The organism is Desulfatitalea tepidiphila, from assembly GCF_001293685.1.
Classification (GTDB): Bacteria; Desulfobacterota; Desulfobacteria; order Desulfobacterales; family Desulfosarcinaceae; genus Desulfatitalea; species Desulfatitalea tepidiphila.
Map to the genome: position 1 here is coordinate 634,434 of NZ_BCAG01000003.1, position 19,704 is coordinate 654,137.

The 19,704-nt window shown below is 47.9% G+C and carries 18 protein-coding genes; 17 read left to right on the forward strand and 1 reads right to left on the reverse strand.

Features of this window, described 5'->3' with window-relative positions:
• The first annotated feature begins 240 nt into the window (after positions 1 to 240).
• From DFT_RS07385 to DFT_RS07465, 17 genes are all read left to right on the forward strand, one after another.
• Entirely contained in the window at positions 241 to 1,287 is a 1,047-nt protein-coding gene (locus tag DFT_RS07385) for a PAS domain-containing sensor histidine kinase (RefSeq protein WP_161807098.1), read from the forward strand.
• 1 nt (position 1,288) lies between these two features.
• Positions 1,289 to 1,915, forward strand: coding sequence for a response regulator (locus DFT_RS07390; RefSeq protein WP_054030581.1), 627 nt, complete (start codon positions 1,289 to 1,291; stop codon positions 1,913 to 1,915).
• Positions 1,916 to 2,283: 368 nt separating this feature from the next.
• Positions 2,284 to 3,930 (forward strand): acetate--CoA ligase, encoded by a 1,647-nt coding sequence (locus tag DFT_RS07395; protein WP_054030582.1) that lies wholly within the window; start codon positions 2,284 to 2,286, stop codon positions 3,928 to 3,930.
• A 27-nt stretch (positions 3,931 to 3,957) separates the two neighbouring features.
• A complete protein-coding gene (locus DFT_RS07400) occupies positions 3,958 to 6,081 on the forward strand; it encodes a molybdopterin-containing oxidoreductase family protein (RefSeq protein WP_054030583.1) in 2,124 nt (707 codons plus the stop codon).
• Positions 6,082 to 6,229: 148 nt separating this feature from the next.
• Positions 6,230 to 7,267, forward strand: a complete 1,038-nt coding sequence (gene dctP / locus DFT_RS07405) for a TRAP transporter substrate-binding protein DctP (protein ID WP_054030584.1) — start codon at positions 6,230 to 6,232, stop codon at positions 7,265 to 7,267.
• Positions 7,268 to 7,358: 91 nt separating this feature from the next.
• Positions 7,359 to 7,853: a TRAP transporter small permease subunit gene (locus DFT_RS07410; protein ID WP_054030585.1), complete on the forward strand. Its 495-nt coding sequence runs from the start codon at positions 7,359 to 7,361 to the stop codon at positions 7,851 to 7,853.
• A 3-nt stretch (positions 7,854 to 7,856) separates the two neighbouring features.
• Entirely contained in the window at positions 7,857 to 9,173 is a 1,317-nt protein-coding gene (locus DFT_RS07415; protein ID WP_054030586.1) for a TRAP transporter large permease, read from the forward strand.
• Between the two features lie 150 nt (positions 9,174 to 9,323).
• Positions 9,324 to 9,593, forward strand: coding sequence for a hypothetical protein (locus DFT_RS07420; RefSeq protein ID WP_054030587.1), 270 nt, complete (start codon positions 9,324 to 9,326; stop codon positions 9,591 to 9,593).
• 6 nt (positions 9,594 to 9,599) lie between these two features.
• Positions 9,600 to 10,925, forward strand: a complete 1,326-nt coding sequence (locus DFT_RS07425; RefSeq protein ID WP_439950907.1) for a radical SAM protein — start codon at positions 9,600 to 9,602, stop codon at positions 10,923 to 10,925.
• A gap of 301 nt (positions 10,926 to 11,226) precedes the next feature.
• Complete coding sequence (locus DFT_RS27225; protein ID WP_076750437.1) at positions 11,227 to 11,457, forward strand: transposase; 231 nt, start codon at positions 11,227 to 11,229, stop codon at positions 11,455 to 11,457.
• A gap of 113 nt (positions 11,458 to 11,570) precedes the next feature.
• The gene (locus DFT_RS07435; protein ID WP_054030590.1) at positions 11,571 to 12,263 is read left to right on the forward strand and encodes an FmdE family protein; all 693 of its coding nucleotides are present in this window, start codon (positions 11,571 to 11,573) and stop codon (positions 12,261 to 12,263) included.
• Positions 12,257 to 13,288: a molybdopterin-binding protein gene (locus DFT_RS07440; protein WP_054030591.1), complete on the forward strand. Its 1,032-nt coding sequence runs from the start codon at positions 12,257 to 12,259 to the stop codon at positions 13,286 to 13,288. The genes DFT_RS07435 and DFT_RS07440 overlap by 7 nt, the downstream gene beginning before the upstream one ends.
• A gap of 325 nt (positions 13,289 to 13,613) precedes the next feature.
• Positions 13,614 to 15,157, forward strand: a protein-coding gene (locus DFT_RS25435) for an IS3 family transposase (protein WP_152971897.1) whose coding sequence is annotated in 2 segments (ribosomal slippage) — positions 13,614 to 14,073 and positions 14,073 to 15,157 — 1,545 coding nt in all. Because the reading frame shifts where the segments join, the coding sequence is not laid out codon by codon here.
• Positions 15,158 to 15,587: 430 nt separating this feature from the next.
• Entirely contained in the window at positions 15,588 to 16,016 is a 429-nt protein-coding gene (locus tag DFT_RS07455) for a molybdopterin-dependent oxidoreductase (protein ID WP_054030594.1), read from the forward strand.
• 123 nt (positions 16,017 to 16,139) lie between these two features.
• Entirely contained in the window at positions 16,140 to 17,687 is a 1,548-nt protein-coding gene (locus tag DFT_RS07460) for a molybdopterin-containing oxidoreductase family protein (RefSeq protein ID WP_054030595.1), read from the forward strand.
• Between the two features lie 63 nt (positions 17,688 to 17,750).
• Complete coding sequence (locus tag DFT_RS24910) at positions 17,751 to 18,014, forward strand: GIY-YIG nuclease family protein (protein ID WP_076750439.1); 264 nt, start codon at positions 17,751 to 17,753, stop codon at positions 18,012 to 18,014.
• Between the two features lie 19 nt (positions 18,015 to 18,033).
• A complete protein-coding gene (locus tag DFT_RS07465; protein WP_161807101.1) occupies positions 18,034 to 18,219 on the forward strand; it encodes a bacterioferritin-associated ferredoxin in 186 nt (61 codons plus the stop codon).
• A 333-nt stretch (positions 18,220 to 18,552) separates the two neighbouring features.
• On the opposite strand, the gene DFT_RS07470 is transcribed toward DFT_RS07465, so the two are convergent.
• Positions 18,553 to 19,365 (reverse strand): hypothetical protein, encoded by an 813-nt coding sequence (locus tag DFT_RS07470; RefSeq protein ID WP_054030596.1) that lies wholly within the window; start codon positions 19,363 to 19,365, stop codon positions 18,553 to 18,555.
• Positions 19,366 to 19,704 lie beyond the last annotated feature (339 nt).

Consider the following 19,704-nt stretch of genomic DNA (forward strand, 5'->3'; position numbering starts at 1 on the left):
TTCTTGGATTTTACCATCTGGGTACCTCCTGTTGTTATGGGTTGTCTTTGCAACTCCCACATTAGCAAGGGTTCCCAGATGGTTTCTACCCTTTCTCGCTATTCAGGTGAAAAATTCAGGTAATAGTTTGTGCCAGGTAAATTAATGTGCTGGAAAGAGAATAACAAACAATGATAGATCTTACAAAGCAGAATGGAAATAATTTCCGATCTCACTAAAAGAGTCCAAAATTCTACATATATGAAACTTTTGGAACAAAACCAAGAACTGTATCACTTGCTTTTTCATCAAAGCCCTATAGGAGTCTATCTTTATGACAAACACTTGGTGATTACGGAGTGCAATGAGAGGTTCCTATCCATGATCCGGTCGAGACGCGAGCGGATAATCGGTCTGGACATGAATATGCTTTATGACAAACGCACGCTCCCGGCAATGCGTAGAGCCCTTCAAGGCAAATTAGGCGTCTATGAAGGCCCGCACCGGCCGAGTAAGAAGGCGCCCGAAACCTGGGCATATCTGAGATGTGCTCCCCTGTTCGACCGTAACGATGAGGTGGACGGCGGCGTTGCCATTATCGAAGACATCACCCGGCGGAAAACGCTTGAGACAAAGCTCCAGAATTCGCTTACGCGCATGCGCCAATATTCAGCTCGAATCGTACAGGAAGGTGAGAAAGAAAGGGCGCGGGTTGCACGCGAAATCCATGACATGCTCGGTCAGTCCCTTACATGCTTGAAGATGGATTTGGAATGGATGGCAGACAGAATAGGCCAACCGGAATACAGAGAGAAAATTTATTCCATGTCAAAAATGGTTGATTTAACAATCGAGTCCATGAGGAAGATTTGCACCGAATTGCGACCCAGCGTTTTGGAGGAACTGGGGCTTTCAGCCGCTGTGGAGTGGCTTGCGCAGGACATAGAGAACAGAACCGGTTTGAAAATCGAGGTCGATTGCGAAGACATTTTCCTATTCCCGGATCAGGCGACCACGGTTTTTCGCATCATTCAGGAGGCATTGACTAACATTTGTAGGCACGCGAAGGCGACGAAAGCGATCATCGTTCTTTTCATCAAGGACAAAATCCTTCATCTGGAGATCAGTGACAACGGCATCGGAATCAGTGAAGAGATTGTTACAATTAATAATTCTTTGGGCTTGATGGGAATACGCGAGCGAGTGCTTCTTTGGAACGGCACCGTGCATATAAAAGGGACCCCCGGCCGGGGAACCAGTGTCAGTGCAAGAATCCCTGTACCTGAATCGGAAGGTCGGGAGGTATGAATTGATCAGAATTTTTATACTGGATGATCATTCGGTTGTAAGGGAGGGGTTAAAGCGGATTATCGAGGAATCCCCAGATCTGAAGGTGATGGCGGAAGCCGCCGACGGGGCCGAGGCTCTTAGAGTGCTAAGCAAAACCGAGGTGGACCTGGTCATTACGGACTTATCGGTGCCCGGAATCAGCGGAGTGGAGCTGATCAGCCGAATGAAGGCTTTGAGGCAGAAGACGCCAATTTTGGTGCTAACAATCCATCCCGAGGATCAGTTCGGTTTAAGGATACTCAAGGCAGGGGCGTCAGGTTACTTGACGAAAGAGAGCGCCCCGCGAATGCTTCTGAGGGCGATTCAAAAAATTCTTGCAGGCGGAAAATTCATTAGCGAAACGCTTGCCGAACAGATAGCCCTACAGCTCGACAACGTGGACAAACTCCCGCATGAAAAATTATCCGACCGGGAATTTTCAGTACTATGTATGTTCGGTATGGGCAAAACAGTGTCGGAGGTTGCCTCCGAACTGGGTCTGAGTGTCAAGACGGTCAGCACTTACAAGGCAAGGATCATGCAGAAAATGCAGATCAAGACTACCGCTCAACTGATACGCTACACCATCATGAATAATCTCGTCTGAGACACATTTACGGCCGCAGGCCGCCTCAAAGAACTCGCCAAGGCAGGGTCGTTGGGCAAGCGACGCCGACCAGTTTCCACAATACAAATGATCGCAAAGCCGCATTCTAAGACCAATCAGCATGAAACCTTACAATCTTTATAGGTTTTTTCCTACAAATTTTTCCGGCCTTGTCTGATTGTTTCCTTTTTTTGGGCATGTAATATCAACATCAGGGAAATGAGGCTCAATTTGGGTATCTGATCGATTTCGGTTGGCGCATTCCTAAATACAGCAGATCCGTCGCTGGGTAAGCAGTTAATCATTATGGAATTGAACGATTTTCTATCTTACATTATTGCAAAACATACAAAAATAGGAGAAATTTAATGGCCACCATCCCAGAAGCGTATTTACCTCCCAAAGAATGTCTCCCCGAGAAGATTTTTGCACTCCCCGAATGCCGCCTTCCTGAGCGGTTGAACATTGTAGATTACTGCATCGACAGGCATGTGCGGGCAGGTAGAGGTGAACACATTCTCATTTATTTCAAGGACCAAAGAATTACTTACCGGCAGATGCAGGAATTGGTCAACAAGCTTGCAAACGCCCTACGCGAACTTGGCATGGATAGAAACGACCGGGTGATGCTGCGATCAGAAAACAATCCGAAAATATTTGCCGCCTATTTTGCATGCTGGCGAATTGGCGCGATCCCGGTGCTGACCCACCATTTGCTGCGAGCAGAGGAAATTGCTTTCAGGGCCAACGATTCGGAAGCTATATCCATCATTGCAAGCGCTAAGGGCTTCGATGACGTGCAAAAAGCAAGGCCCAGCTTCAAGACGGTCAAGGACGTCATCCTGTTGGACGGCACGATGGAAAACTGTCTATCCTATGATACCCTTGTCTCCAACCAGTCTGCGGACTGCGAAAGTGCAGACACCCATAAAAACGATTTGCTTAGAATTATTTACAGTTCAGGCACCACAGGCAATCCCAAGGGGATCATCACGTCGGTTGGAGACATTGTCTGCCTGATGGAAAGTTACTGCCCGAATATCTTGGACTTGAGACCTGAGGACGTCATTGGCGGCCATCCCGCATTTGCATTTGCTTTCGGCTTTTCTTTGCTCCTTTTTCCAGGTTTTAAGGGCTCCAGCGTGTCTTTAGTCGAAAGTTTCGACCCGAAGCAGATGTTCGAAACCATCCAGCAGCATAAGATTAGCGTCCTGTTCTGTGTGCCCACGGCATTCAGGATGATGCTGGGCGTCCAAAACGCAGAAAAGACATATAATTGCAGTTCGCTGCGAATCTGCCAAAGCGCAGGCGAATGGCTACCAGGGGTAACTACCAGGGAGTGGAAAAAGCGTTTCGGCGTGACGATCATAGATTCAGTTGGATCCGGTGACCTTAATTACTGGCTTACCACAACGATAGATACCCCAGATGACAAACTGGATTCATCGGGCAGACCCTTTCCAGGCGTTGAATGCAAAATCGTTGACGATTTTTTCAAGGATGTGCCCGTCGGTACGGAAGGCGAACTTTTGGTGCGGGCGCCATGGGGACAACAATATTGGCGGCGCCCGGACAAACAAAAGGAGGGTGTAGTGAAAGGCTGGAATAGGCCTGGGTTGATCTATTTAGAGGATGAGGACGGCTATTTTTGGTATCGCGGCCGCAACGATGAAATGATTGTCAGTGGGGGCTATAAAATTCCCGGTGGAGAAGTCGAGTCAGCGCTTCTTCAGCATCCTGCGGTGATCGAATGCGCCGTTATTGCAGTGCCCGACGAGGTAAGGGGTAACATCGTAAAGGCCTATGTGGTTTTGAAAGATGGATATACCGGCTCTGAGTCCCTGGTGGAGGAAATGAGGGATTTTGTCAAGCAGAAGATCGAGGTATACAAGAATCCACGAGCGATCGAGTTCGTTAAATCAGAGAATTTGCCAAGGACCATCACTGGCAAAATACAGCGGTTCGCACTGAGAGATCTGGAGAGGGCAAGACAGCAGAAAACCAATCGACAATAGCTTGGTTAGGAATTTAAGGAGATCGAAATGTCTATTAAAAAATATGGATTTTTTTGTTTCTTTTGCGGGAAGCACTGTAGTCTCATCGCCCACGTGCAAGATGGGAAGGTTATCAAGGTCACCAAAGACAGGGAAAGCGGTATTCTTTCCGATATATGCCCGGATGCAAAGGGTCCCGTAACCATTCCCGGTGTATACAATCATCCGGGACGGCTGAAATATCCACTCAAGCGAAAGGGAAAAAAAGGCGGCGGCCAATGGGAGCGCATTAGCTGGGACCAAGCCCTGGATGCAATTACCAGCACTTTTCAGTCTTGCAAAGACCAATTCGGACCGGAAAGCATCGCCATGGTCCTGGGAGAGCCCAAGGGCCTAGATTTCGCCTTCGGACAACGTCTCGCTTCGGTAATAGGGACCCCTAACGTTATCACGCCAGGCTGCTACTGCGGTGTACAAACAGCGGCCGCCAATCAGTTTACGCACGGTTCAATGATGGTGAACGCTGATTACGATACGAAAAAGACACGCTGCATGGTGATATGGGGTAATAACCCAAGGCATATCGGCGGGACTTTCAACGGCATGATGCCGACCGAGATCGATGAACGCCTTGACAACGGATGCAAGCTTATTGTCATTGATCCCGGCACTATCGATTATGCATCCAAGGCCGATCTGTGGATCAAGCCTAAGCCTGCTATGGACGGGCTTTTAGCCCTCGGCATGATCAAGGTGGTCATTGAAGAAGGCCTTTACGACAAGAAATTCGTGGGGCGTTGGACGGTGGGATTCGATCAACTCAAGGAACACATCGCAACGTTCTCCCTTGATGACATCGAAAGGGAAACCTGGGTGCCCCGTGATCAGATCGTCGCTGCGGCCCGAATGATTGCGTGTAACACACCTTGCATCATCGGCACGGGAAATGCCCTTGAGGGAACTATTGCAGCGCTTCAAACCTGCCGAGCGATATTTATATTGAACGGACTGACCGGCAGCGTGGGGGTTCCCGGCGGACTCATCGTCAAAACCCAGAACAAATTTTACAGGCCGGGCAAGTTTTACTTTCCGAAAGGATTTCCACGACAGAAGGAAAATTCCATTGCCAACCAATTTGTACTTGCGATCGGGTCGGCCTATGTTCCAACCCAGACGTTAGTGAATACCATCCTGACCGACAAGCCATACAGCATCAAAGCCGGCTTTTTCTCGGTGACCAATCCTCTCTGCACTTACCCGGACGCAAAGGCGACCTACGACGCCCTGATGAAATTAGAATTCATGGCCGTAGCGGAAATTTTTCACACTCCAACCACTGCTATCGCGGATATAGTCCTCCCAGCTGCATTGCCTGGAGAACATGCCACCATTGCCTATTGGCCAGCATGGACAGGGCAGGTCAAATGTGATCCGAAATTCATCGACCCACCTGGAGAAGCATGGCCCGACATGAAAATTTTCAACGAACTGGCAAAACGGCTTGGGTTCAGTGAGTATTTCTTCGAGGATACCGATGAGAAAATGCTGGATTTCTGGCTCGAGCCGGGAGGCATTACGTTCGAAGAATTCAAAACCAAACGGATTCTGTACCCTGATCATATCTACCTCAAAGGAAACGAGGACGGGTTTTTTCAGACGCCTTCGGGGAAGATGGAAGTTTTTTCGGCCCAAATGGAGCAATTGGGCATCGACCCGCTGCCCTACTATAAAGAACTCATGAAGCCTAAACAGGTGGCCTCCGAATCCGAGGATTACCCTCTCATCTTCACTAACAGAAAGGAAACGGGCTACATGCTTTCCGGTTATCGCTCCGACCCTGCGATGCGGAAGCGTTATCCAGAACCCTTGGTCGAACTTCACCCAGACACTGCTCGGGACGCCGGGATAGAAAAGGGTGACATGGTTTACATTGAAGCTGCCAAAGGCCGCATCGTTCAAAAGGCGCAATTTAACCCCGACTTAGACCGCCGGGTCGTCATGCCCGCGTTTGGTTGGTGGTTTCCCGAAGAGTCTGAAGAAACCCAATACGAGTGGCGGAAATCCAACATTAACATCCTGACCAACGGATACCCGGAGGAACTTTCCACCGGGGCCGTCCAACTCAGAGGAATACCGTGTCGCATTTACAGAGTGGACGACCAGGTGCTTTGAAGGATGTTTCGGTTGCCCGCAGCCACCGAAAAGCAACTGGCAGATGGAAAATTGGCGGCAGAAAATATTTTGAAGAGGAGGTGATTGCCTGCATCCCATCGTCAGCCCTTGCGTAAAAATGTAGCTTAAACCAGAAAAGGAGAATCAAATGAGACTTAATTATCGATCCTGCTTCACATACTTGATGTGCCTGACCATCGTACTTCTGACAGGTACTGCTATGGCTGAATCGGCAAAAACCTACAAATTCAAACTACAAAACATATATGTTCCCGGGACCACGATAGAGACCTATGCAGGGCCGAAATTCATCGAGCTCGTGGACAAGCTGTCGGGTGGCAGGATTAAAATCGAGAATTTTCCTCCCGGTGCCCTTGCCCCGCCTACGGAAATACTTCAGGCTGTAGGTGCGGGAATGTTTGAGATGTCGGCTTCGGCCGGAGCCTATGCGGCCGGAACCATTCCCGCTGCCTATCTGGAATTCGGCGTCCCTGGAGGGCCGAGAACTTTCGGGGAATTTGCATCCTTCTTCCGTAATACGGGCTATCTCGAACTGCTCAGGGAAGAATATGCCAAACAGGGCGTCTTTTTCATCGCGCCCTTAATTGACGAATGGTATGGTATGATTTCCAAGAAGCCTGTCCGGAAACTGGACGATTTCAAAGGGATGAAAATTCGGGCCACTGGGCTGGTTGCGAAAATGTTCGCAGAACTGGGAGCCTCACCCGTTTTTATACCATTGGCTGAAGTCTACACAGCCCTTTCGATGGGTACCATTGACGCAATGAGTTTCGCGGATCCTGATTCTCACTGGGATATGAAGCTGATGGAGGTGGCCAAATTCGAGATCGCCCCGCCCATTATGGTTTCGGCAGGCAACTTGATCATGAACCTCAAGATTTGGAAGTCTCTGCCCGAAGACCTCCAAGCCATCATCGAAGTGGCGGCCTGGGAGATTTCCTTCAGGGTTTTTGCCGCCACCAAGGTCGCCAGTTTCGATGCATTGGACAAGATGAAAAAAGAGCACGGCGTCGAAATAACTACCCTGCCTCCGGAAGAGGTGGAAAAGTGGGATGTTGTTAATCGCAAGGTGATGATGGACATCGCCAACAAGGGCCCCGCCGCAAAGAAAGCGGTCGATATGATGGTTCAGTGGATCGAAAAGAATCGAGAATATTTCGATTAAAAAAGTCGGGTCGTGCCCGGTATAATTCCGTTCCTTTGCTTAAGCGCAACTTCGGGATTTATGTGGCGGGGATTTCACCAGGAGAAAATACATGAAGGTTTTTTTTCGAATCGTCGACGGGATTAGTGTAGGCTTCATGTGGATATCGGTTGTCATGACATGGGCAATGGTGCTCATCGTTTTCAGTGGCGTCGTGGCCAGATATTTTTTCAATTCTCCGATAAATTGGATTCCCGAGTTTTCCCAATTTCTTTTCGGTGCCTCGTTCATGCTCGGAGGTGCCTATGTGTTAAAGATAAACGGACACGTTCGCATCGACATACTAGTCCGCCGGATTGGCCGCAAAGCGAGGGCCTTTCTCGAGTGCGTGAACTCCTCCGCATTCTGGCTGTTTAGCATGGTTTTGCTTTTCAAAGGAGCCGAAATGGCGATGACATCGCTGAGAAACATGGAGACTTCGGGCACCTATTGGGATCCTCCGGTTTACCCAATCAAGATGGTGATTCCTTTGGCGGCGGCACTGATAATGATTCAGGGACTGGGCAAGCTGATAGCCGATTTTACTACCATCTTCAAAGGCGATTAATAAATGGACATAGAATTAGTCACAGTTCTGATGTTTTTATTTTTTATTGTCGGCTTGTTCATCGGTATCCCGCTGGCATTTGTACTCGGTGCAATCGGAGTCGTTTTCACCATTGGCTTGTGGGGGGTTAACGGCCTGTATGTTGTTCCATCGTTGACTTGGCAGATGATGGGTTCGGAGGTTTTGATTGCCGTGCCCCTTTTCGTTTTGATGGGTGCCATCTTGCAACGGTCCGGTATTGCCGACGATCTGTACGATGTCGCCTACAAATGGGCGGGATCCATCAATGGAGGACTAGGGGCGGGCACGATTGTCATCTGCGCCCTATTTGCGGCCATGGCTGGCATTGCCGGTGCGGCCACGGTTTCTCTTGGCCTGATCGCCTTACCGGCCATGCGCAAGCGCGGATACGATACACGACTATCCATCGGTACCATCGCGGCCGGAGGAACGCTAGGGATTCTCATACCCCCGAGTGTGCCGATGATTTTTTATGCCCTTTTTGCTAGGATGTCCATTGGACAACTTTTTCTGGCCGGGATTTTGCCAGGGGTGCTCTTTGCCTTGCTACTAGGCATCTATATTCTCATAAAGGGAAAGTGCAGTCCGAACACTTGTCCCTCCATTCCATTTGAGGAGAGGGCTTCGCTTCGAGAAAAATTTGCGGCCCTTCCCGAGGTATTGCCCTCAATCATCCTAATCATTCTGGTTCTGGGATCCATCTTTTCAGGCATCGCCACTCCAACGGAGTCCGCCAGCGTCGGAGTTGTCGGATCATTCATCATTGCACTCATCAAACGAAAGGTAGATTTCAGGCTCATCAGAGAATCTACTTTTCAGACCGTCCATATCACTACGATGGTAATATGGGTGATGATGGGAGCTGCTGTCTTTGCCGCAGTTTACCAGGCTCTGGGTGCCTCACAGCTCGTGCAGAAAATTGCGGTTTCGGGAGACCTCTCGGTCAATCGATGGTTCATCATGGCCATCATTATCGCCATTCTTTTCATCGTTGGTATGTTTTTAGATGCATCCGCTATAGTGATTCTCTTCGTGCCGACCCTTGTTCCTCTGATAACGCAGCTGGGTTTTGATCCTCTGTGGTTTTCCGTGATTTTCATCATTTCCCTAATGGTTGGATATCTGTCGCCTCCTTTCGGGCTTTCGCTCTTTTATATCAAGGGCATCGTCCCACCCGATGTGAGCGATTCGGATATTTACACATCGGTCTTGCCATTTATCGGTGTTTTCATCCTCGGGACCTTGTTGCTCATACTTTTTCCCTCCATCGTACTGTGGCTACCGAAGGTCCTGATGTGATGCGATTAAATTGGTCCGGCTGGTGATGATGAGATCGGTTGTAGGAATTCTCGATTAAAAGGGGTGGACTTGCCAACAGTTCCGAATCCTTAATTAGAGGAGTTGATTGCGGCCTAAAACAGGATACGCTGCGGCAAATAAGGAAATCTCATGCTATCTTTGCCTTCAAAGCCATGGAAAAAAGTACGGATTGAGCTAATCGGACAAAACCTATGCCGGTTGACCTTTCTCAATCCCATTCCTTCTGTCCGTGAGTTTGAACAATTCTTGGAGGATCTCGAAGATGTCATTTCCGATAACGAGGACATCGTTATCAGGGATTTCGGGAAACGATATGTGGAATTGCGCATCACCGATTATAAGTCATTTAAAATACGTTTGGTTTTCTTGAATATCTCTGTCGCCCAGGAAGACGTTTGAATGCATATGGAGCTTACCGACCGGAAGTTGGACCAAACGCTGAGCCTTTGTCCTTTCTGCCTAAAAACCCTTCCTGCAACGATCAGGTTAGATGCTCGAGGGGAGGTATGGATGGAATGGGTTTGCCCGGAACATGGCCCGCAGACTTCCCCGGTTTGTCCGAATTTAGAAAGCTACCTATCGATCCGCAACATACCCCGAAAAGTAAAAAAACCTGCTGCTCAGAGGGAATCGACCGATGCTGGCTGCCCGAATGATTGCGGACTGTGTCCTGCCCACAAACAGCATACCTGCCTGGCCATATTGGAAATTACAAACCGCTGCGATGCAGGGTGTCACATTTGTCTGGCCAATTCAGTTGAACACGGCTGTGATTTGAGTATCGAGGCGGTAGAATTCGCCTTACGCCGATTCATCCACTATGAGGGAGCACCTGCACCTCTTCAGTTGAGCGGTGGTGAACCAACACTGCATGCGAATCTTTGTTCGATTATACGGTTGGCACAATCGCTCGGCTTCAGAAAAATAGAAATTGACACAAACGGCGGTGTCCTTTCGGAGAATCAGGACCTCTGTTTCAAGTTGAAAGAGGCCGGGCTGTCCGGTATCTATCTCCAGATGGACGGCATCAGGTCCGACATTTCTCGCAGAATACGCGGCCGCGATTTGACCGCAAGCAAACTAAAAGCGATCGATAACTGCAAGCGCTCCGGACTGCAGGTTGTCCTTTCCGTTACTCTTTTGCCTGGTCTAAATACAAATTATATTTGGGAAATGGTTCAGTTTGGAATTCACCAAGGACTGACCGGCGTCAACTTCCAGCCGGTCGTTTTAAGCGGACGGTATCCGCAAGATCTCCCCGCCGAACGGTCCTCTCGGTTGACGCTCGGGCATTTCCAGAAAAAGATTGAGACACAGAGCGGAGGGATAGTGTGTGTCGGGGATATGCAGCCGATTCCCTGTCCTAGCCCTTTGTGCGGTGCCATGGCCTACGTGATCATCTCCAACGGAAAGATAACGCCGCTCAATCGGCTCGTGGGGAAGGATTCTTTATCGGGCTTTCTTGCAGATCAGAGCGATTGGGAGGAAGTCCTGAAATGTCTGGACGAGGATTGTTCTTGCGGCCGGCCCTGTCTATCAGGAATCGGCAACTCGGACAGCCTCAGCGGCGCTCACGATTTTTTCTCGATAGGATTTCACGGTATGATGGACGCTTTCAGTTTTGATATAGAAAGAGCCAAACGCTGTTGTGTACATGAGCTGCTTCCAGATGGACGGCTTATTCCTTTTTGTCTTTACAACACTAAGTATAGAGGGAAATTGCCTGTTTGATATAATAACGCGGTTATCCACAAAACCCAAGTGATTAAAAAGGCTCGGGTCTCATCCACCTGAGTTGGAGCCATGACAAATTATCGAAAATGGCTCCGAATGCGCAAAAGATGGGAATCTGGGCACTAACGTCGGCCACCTCGGATAACTGATCGAATCTGTCACTTGGGTTTTGTGCATAACCGCATTAAATAATGGACGCGCCAAACTGGCCGATCTTTTGCCGCATATAAAACGCTTTGTCGATAAGAGCGCGCATCTGATGACCGATCTGCTTTAAATCTATCGAAAGGTCGGCAAGATGTTTGCCGCTCAAGATTGGGTGAACCATAGCCAGAAAGAATATGTTCGTGGTGAAGCTCACAATAACACGGCAGAGTCCTTTAATGCGAACCTGGAGCGCGCCAAACTGGGGGTTTTTCATTATATGAGTAAGAAGCATTTGGCGCGCTACCTCCACGAGGTCTGTTTCAGAATGCAATGGCATCCTAAATTTGAGTTACACAACTTAAAGCCTTTTTATTGGTTATAGATCCGTTTTTTTTATCCCCAAGATAGGTTGGAGGCCATTATCATGATTACCTGCACCGACATCCCCATCCTGCCCAATAAAGACAAGGAGTTGAAGGGAGGCAATGAAGGCCAATGAAAACGTTTGATCATCTCTTGGAGGCGTCCGCGGAGGCTCACGGACATCTGTGCCCAGGTCAGGTGGTGGGCGTGCGTATGGCCTTGTTGGGCTGCCGGCTCATCGGCCTGGACAATCCCCGCAGTATCGAACAGATCAAGAAACTGATCGTTTATGTGGAGATGGACCGCTGCACGGCCGACGCCGTGGCCTTTGTGACCGGCGTCAAATTGGGCCGCCGGTCGCTTAAGTTCATGGATTACGGCATCATGGCCGCCACCTTTGTTAACCTTGAGACGCAGAGCGCCTTCCGGATCATTTCCACTGAGGAGGCGCGCGACCTGATTTCGCTCTATGCTCCCGAGATAACCGAAAAACGCAGGCAGCAGATCGTGGCTTACCGTCGGATGCCCGACTGCGTCCTCTTCAACGTTCAGAAAGTGCGCGTGCTCATAGAGCCCCATGATCTTCCCGGGCCGACACGAAACAAAGCCACTTGTGCCCGTTGCGGGCAGGTGGTGCGTGATCACAGGGAGATCATCGAAAATGGACGTCCATTGTGCCGGCCTTGTGCCCAAAGCGCCTACTTTAAAAGTCCCCAGGCCATATCGTGGTCGGATATGAACTGGTCGCCGGGAGATGAGAAGTCAACCGCTTATCATGAAACAAAACCCGAGAAAAGAATAAGGAAAACGGTTACACCATGTTGAAAAAAGTGCCCCTGAAAGACGCTGTCGGCTCCGATCTGGCCCATGACATCACCGAAGTGAGACCGGGTGAGTTCAAGGGGCCGGCCTTTCGCAAAGGACATCGGGTCTGTGATGAAGATATTTGCCGTTTGCAGAGATTGGGCAAGAACCATCTCTACCTGATCGATCTAGAAAATGACGAACTCCACGAAAACCAGGCAGCCAGAATGCTTGCGACGGCCATCGCCGGGGAAGGCGTAACGTGGGAAGACAATCCCAAAGAGGGCAAAATCGAAATGTTTGCGCAGCACGACGGCCTACTGCGGATTGATATGGCCGCACTGGGGGCCTTGAACATGATCGATGAAGTGATGTGCGCCACCCTGCACAACCATACACGCGTCAGAAAGGGAGAATTGGTGGCGGCCACAAGGTCCATCCCGCTGGTCGTCAAGCGCGAACCGATCGAACGAGCGGTCGCCATCGCATGCCAGAAAGGCGCCGTGGTGGAAGTTAAAGCGATGAAAAAGGCGCGTGCCGGACTGATCATCACCGGCAACGAGGTTTATCATGGCCTAATTCAGGACGGCTTCGAGCCCATTTTAAAAAAGAAACTGACCGACCTTGATGCATCCGTCGAGACCGTCGATTTTCAACCGGACGATGCCGAACGTATAGCCAGGGCAATTCGAAACCAGGTGGATAAAGGATTTGATCTTTTACTGCTCACAGGCGGTATGAGCGTGGACCCGGATGACGTCACCCGGCACGGCATACAAATGGCCGGCGCCGAAGAGGTTCACTACGGTGCGGCCGTGCTGCCGGGCGCCATGTTTCTGGTTGCCTATATTGGCGAAACGCCGATTCTGGGCGTACCAGCCTGTGGCCTGCATCATCGTGCCACGGCACTGGATCTGGTCTTGCCGCGAGTTCTCGCAGGTGAACGAATCGGCAAAGCACAGTTGGCATTTCTGGGACACGGCGGGTTGTGCCGACAGTGCCCAAAGTGTTCGTTTCCCAACTGCGCGTTTGGGAAAGGCCTTTAAAACAAAAATCTTTATATTGAAAGAGGAAAAAAAGCGCACTGCCAAGAGCACAATTCTATTATGTGGAGGAGGCGTTTATGGTCAAGGCGGAAAATACCAAAGTTAGGAGTATATATCGGGTGCCCACAAGTTTACTTTATACTTGATCTCGTATTTGGCTATGACGGCTATCAATATCTTCGCATCCTTTACGAGAAAGGCGCTATTATTTAAAGGATTCCGAGGAATTTGCACAGTTTCAAGCCCCCTGTGTCAGGATAGATGTCGCCTCCCGGTGACGGGTTTTGTTTGAACAAAGGAGGGGCGATCCTGTAAAGAAGGGTTCATGAAACAATATCCTGACGAATTGAAAAACAGCATTATCGCCAGAATGATGCCACCGAACAATGAGTATGTTCCGGCCTTATCCCAGGAGACCGGAATACCCAAGGACACCCTGTATGCCTGGCGGATCAAGCATCGCAGAGGCAATCAGCGGCTGCGAGCGGAACACATTGACAGTACCAGCAAAATCAGCAGTGCCGACAAATTCGACATTGTGGTTGAGACCGCTTCTATGAATGAGGCGGAACTGAGCCAATATTGCCGTCGCAATGGTGTGTACCCGGAACAAATCAAGGCCTGGCAGGACTCATGTCGCAGCGCGAATTTGCCGTTGACCAACCGGATCGACAAGCAAAAGAATCGAGAGTTGACCAAAGAGAATAAGCAGCTCAAGGCCGAATTGAGGCGCAAGGAAAAAGCCCTGGCAGAAGCGGCGGCGTTGTTGATATTGAAAAAAAAAGTCCAGGAACTCTGGGGGGACCCAGAGGACGACTGACAGATCTGTCGCAGCGGCTTAACGCGTTAAAATTAATTGACAGTGCCATGGGCTCTGGAGCACGCTTGACAGCTGTCTGCGACATATTGAAAACTACACCAAGGACCATTGAACGCTGGCGTCATCAAACAGCTCAGGGCGATCGGCGAAAGATGGCTGCCGAGAAGCGGGTGCCGGCAAACAAGCTGACTCAATCCGAACGCAGCAAGATATTGCAGATCTGCAACCAGGCCGAGTTTGCAAACATGGCGCCCAATCAAATTGTGCCGGCCTTGGCCGATCAGGGCAGCTACGTTGCCTCGGAATCGAGTTTTTACAGGATCCTGCGACAGGAAAGACAACTGGCTCTCAGGGGCCGGGCCAAAGCCCCGGTGCACAAACGTCCTGATTGCATTGAGGCGACGGGTGCCAACCAGTTGTGGAGTTGGGACATAACCTATCTGCCGAGCGCCATCAGGGGGTTGTTTTTCTACCTGTATATGATCATGGACGTATACAGCAGAAAGATAGTGGGCTGGGAAGTATATAACAGCGAATCAGCTGAAAATGCAGCTTTGTTGATACGCAAAACATGCCTTAAGGAGACAACCACGGGCTCACCATTGATACTGCATTCAGATAATGGTTCGCCAATGAAAGGCGCTACGATGTTGGCCACATTGCAAAAGCTCGGGGTGGTCCCTTCGTTCAGTCGCCCTTCGGTGAGTAACGACAATGCCTATTCAGAGTCGCTGTTTAAGACCTTAAAATACCATCCGGGGTATCCGGACAGTGCATTTGACGATATGGACAAGGCTCGGCAGTGGGTATTGAAATTCGTGCATTGGTACAATGAAATCCATCACCACAGCGCGATAAAGTTTGTCACCCCCGGTCAACGCCACCGCGGGCAAGATATTGAGATATTGAAAAGACGGGACGCGCTGTATTGTAAAGCAAAGGGCCGGCACCCAGAACGCTGGGCAGGTATCTGCCGAGATTGGAATCCGGTTCGGGTAGTGAGTTTGAATCCGAATAATGAATTGAAGCGATTGAGTCGAGCAGCATGAATCAGTGGAGAAGAGCTATTTGAAAAATAGAGATGATGCCAATCATCTCATAGCTACCCAAAAGCCCCCTGCAGACAGGTCGTCAAGGGCGCGGTCTTCAGCGTTCATCTTGACCCTTGACGAACTGGCTGCAGGGGGCTACCTGAGCAAAAGTTAGAATGGGAAAAAAGCGACATCTTTCTTGACAACGACCGCAAGTGCCCCGCCTGCAAGTTTCGAAACATAAAACAAGAAAGGTGCTAAATCGTGCGATAAATCAAGATGAGGTTTTTCAGTGCACGTCGTTCATACATGTGGGTCTTTAAATACATGTTTTGGAGTTATCCCGCAACAGTAAATTCATAGATAAATCTCAGCTTTTGGTAAAGGCGACAACTATGACGTTAAAAAAACTATTATTTTTAAGGAGAGCAACTAAAGGAGGAAGCGTATGAAAAAATCAGTTGAAAGGGAGTGGAAACATGTATTTTGCCATGTCTGTCCAAGTCATTGCGCTCGTAAGGTAGCAGTTGAAGATGGAAAAATTGTGGCAGTGGAGCCGGACCCTGAGAGCGGCTATGCAAGTGCAAAGTGTGTTTATAACAAAAGTGAAATAATGAAAGAAGTCTGTACACATCCAGATCGCCTAAAATTTCCACAAAAAAGATTGGGGCCAAAAGGGAGCGGCAAGTGGAAACGAATTTCTTGGGATGAAGCTTTGGATACAATTGCCAAAAAAATCTTGAAATATAAGGCTGATTTCGGTCCGGATAGTCTTGCTATGATTTTGGGAGAGCCTAAAGAGATGGAATTCGCATTCGCACAAAGATTTGCGTCTGCATTTGGTACCGCAAACACTGTTACGCCAGGGAATTATTGAGGAGTGCCTAGACTGGCAGGTGCCAGTTCTGTTTTCGGAAATATTTTTTTTGCAGACCCTGGTCCCAAAACTGGGCTCCTATTGCTATGGGCATTTAACCCGATAGGCCTGATGGGTGGTGAGATGAGAGAGAATATAGAAGCAGCACTCTCAGCAGGCGCCAAATTGGTGGTCGTCGATCCGAAAAGAATCCAACTTGCGAGGAAAGCCGATCTTTGGCTTGCACCTAGACCCCAAAGCGATGGGGCTTTAGCGATGGGTATTATTAAAATAATAATCGAAGAAAAGCTATATAATGCAGATTTTGTATCCAATTGGACAATTGGGTTAGAAGAACTTGAAAAAGAAATTAAATCATTTTCATTAGAAGATGTGGAAAATGCTACCTGGATACCGAAGAAAAAAATTGAACAGGCAGCTAGATTACTTGCAGATTCAAAAAACCAGCCTGTTTGTTACTTTGAAGGAAATGGCATAGAGAGGAGCATTCATAGTTTTCAAGCATGCCGTGCAATAAATGTCTTGAGAGCTCTTCTCGGTGACGTGAACACCCCGGGTGGAAATTCTGAATTGACACCCCAACCTTTCGCAAGAATGGGGCGTTTTTATTTCCCGAAAGGAGTTCAAAGAAGAACAGATAGAGGCCTTTGTAGTCCCTTTCGTATAGGTGCCCCACACCTCTATGTTCCGCCACAGTCGCTAGTGAGGGCAATCTTGGACGAGAAGCCATATCCGATAAAGGCTGGCATAAATATCTTGACCAATCCCCTTGTGAGCTATCCGGATACGGAGGCTACTTACAATGCGTTTTTGAAACTCGATTTTTTAGTTGTGTCAGAATTATTTCCCACTCCAACATCAGCGGTTGCCGATATTGTTCTTCCAGCGGCTTGGGGTGGGGAGCATGAATCGGTGGGGTATTGGCCAGGATGGCAGCAACAAATTAGGGCTTATCCAAAGTTGGTCGATCCTCCCGGGGAGGCCAAACCGAATTCAGAATGGCTAAATGAGCTTGCAAAGAGAATTGGACTCGGAAAGTATTTTTGGGAGAATTGGCAAGATTGTTTGGATGAAATTCTTGAACCGGCCGGGATCACCTATGAGAAGTTAAAGGAGGTGAGATGTCTTGAAGCGACAAGGCTTTTCAGAAAACCAGATGAGGGAATTTTCCATACCGAATCGGGAAAAATTGAGCTATACTCTAATATGCTGAAACTGCTGGGCTATTCGCCAACTCCGGTATTTAGGGAATTAACCGATTTTCTTTATGATCCTTCCGAAGAATATCCTCTGCTTATGTTCAACGGTAAGGAAGCTGCATTCATGAATAACGGATATAAACATGTTAAGATGGCGAGGGCGAAAAGACCTTATCCAACGGTGGATTTAAATCCTAAAACGGCTGAGAAACTAGGCGTTGAGAAAGATGAATGGGTTTACATTGAAACAAAAAAGGGAAGAGTTAAACAGGTACTTAAACTGGACCCGGATCTCCATCCTAATCTGGTATTCCCATCGATGGGGTGGTGGTTCCCAGAAGAGTCTGACGATCTTTTTCAATTTAGGAAATCAAACATAAATGTACTTACCTCTTGTGATCCGCCTTATGATCCTGAGTTAGGCGCAGTGGAGTTAGGAGCCATTCCGTGTAAAGTTTATAAGGCTGATTAAAAGTGCCGGTGAACCCTTGATCTGTAATGGTTAAGACGGGGGGTGGATTGGTCCGAATGAAAAATGGGCGCTGATAATTGGGTGGTGTTTTTGCTTCGGTCTGTGGATGATTCTCTATACTGCGGCATTACAAACAAACTGGAAAAACGGTTATTGAAGCATACCTCAGGTAAATGCACCAAGTACACAAGATCCCGTTTGCCCTTACAATTGGTCGGTGTCAGTTCCAAAATGACAAAGAGTGCGGCGTTGAAACTGGAATACTGTCTGAAAAGGACTCCGACGCCCGACAAGATAGCTGCATTGGAACGATTGAACACAAATTGAGCAAGGAGGTAATTTTCACATGCTCCCGAATATCAATGAGGAAGACTTGATGACAGACCTGATCTGCTATTGTTTCAATTACACCAAAAAAGATATTGAACGGGATCTGCGACAAAACGGCAAGTCCACGATCATGGAGAAAATTCTTGCCGAAAAGCGGATGGGTGGATGTCAATGCGCTGTTAAAAATCCCAAAGGGCGCTGATGTCTTTCCGATGTCCGCCAGGTGGTGGAAAAATACATAACATATAGATTTAACAGCAAAAATATCATTTTTCGAGGAATTCTTACATGCCCCCGCAAAATCATAGGCGTCATATTCTGCATCCTGGCAGTCGGCATCTATGCTTGGAAATACAAAGAGCCGCCCCTGTGCCGACCATGTATCATGTTGCCCCTTGGTATCGGCGTCGGGTACGCCGTTTATTGGTTGGTGAGGCGGATGATTTGATTAAAATCGTTTATTTATGATTCTCCAACATAAAAGCCTTCCTAAAACAATTATTCTATGCACCGGAGATATGATCATATTCGCTTTTTATGAGATCCTGTTTGTCCTCTGGGTATTTCTTATATTTTTTTCTAACATGCTGATATTTAATTCTATAGATCGAATAGAAGAATCAATTGAATCAATTTGTGGCATTAGCTGAAATTCAACTGCCATTTCTTCAATCTTGTTAAGATTTAAACCAACCGCCTGCAATATTTCATCAGCGCTTTCTGTTTCGAAAAGCAATATGTCGAATATCAAGCAATTACCTTGGGAGGTGAAGCCAAGAGTGGTTGAATGACCGCCTTTGTACCACCCTTTGTTTTTATTGTGTTTTTGATATGTAATCCAGTCATATTTAGGGAAAACTTTTCTTGCCAACGCCTCCTGCCATTCGGCAAGGTAAAAACAACCACCATAACATTGGTACCACCTATAAGTATTTCTTTTTGGTAGATATTTCGAATAAATGCGTTCGAATTTTTCTTGAAATTTTAGGTTCACTTCCTTGACTTTTTTATCTTCTGAGCCTTGATAAAGACTATTGTCATAAACAACAATACCAGTAAAATCGACCCCCAAGCTTTCTAATATTTTATTGTATTCATGAAATAATTCGGAATATTCTGGATCTTCCCCCTGTTTATCAGATGCATATCCATGATGAATATAGGCTTTTGTATATTCCCATGGACCGTGTCCATTCTTTACATCCCACTGTGGCAAATGATTCCAATTAATAGGAAGCTTCGAAAATTGAAGCATGCCCTTATTAAGGAGTCCCTCTACTTCAGAATCATTAAGGTGTGGCTCGACAAGCTTCCAGTTCTTTTTGAAGTTAAAAACATTAATACGCATATTTCACCCCCATATTAAGTGCGTGTTTGTTCGTATATCGGTTGATTCACAATTTTCATGAGAGAATATTTATTCAATATAAAAATCAACAGGGTAAAAACAGACCAAGCCAACGCCAGATTTCTATACAATTGAATCATGTTGCCCCTTGGCATCGGCGTCGGGTGAGTTGGGTATTGGTTGGTGGGGAGGATGATATCTTAAGTGGGGTTCGAGCAGTTTAAAATTGCCTCATTCTGTGTGAGAATCTGTGTGAGAAAAAGTTTTCAAAACTGACCAAAACGTGGAAAATATACAAAAATGTAAAAAATGTATACCTAATAAATTCAATATTATAAT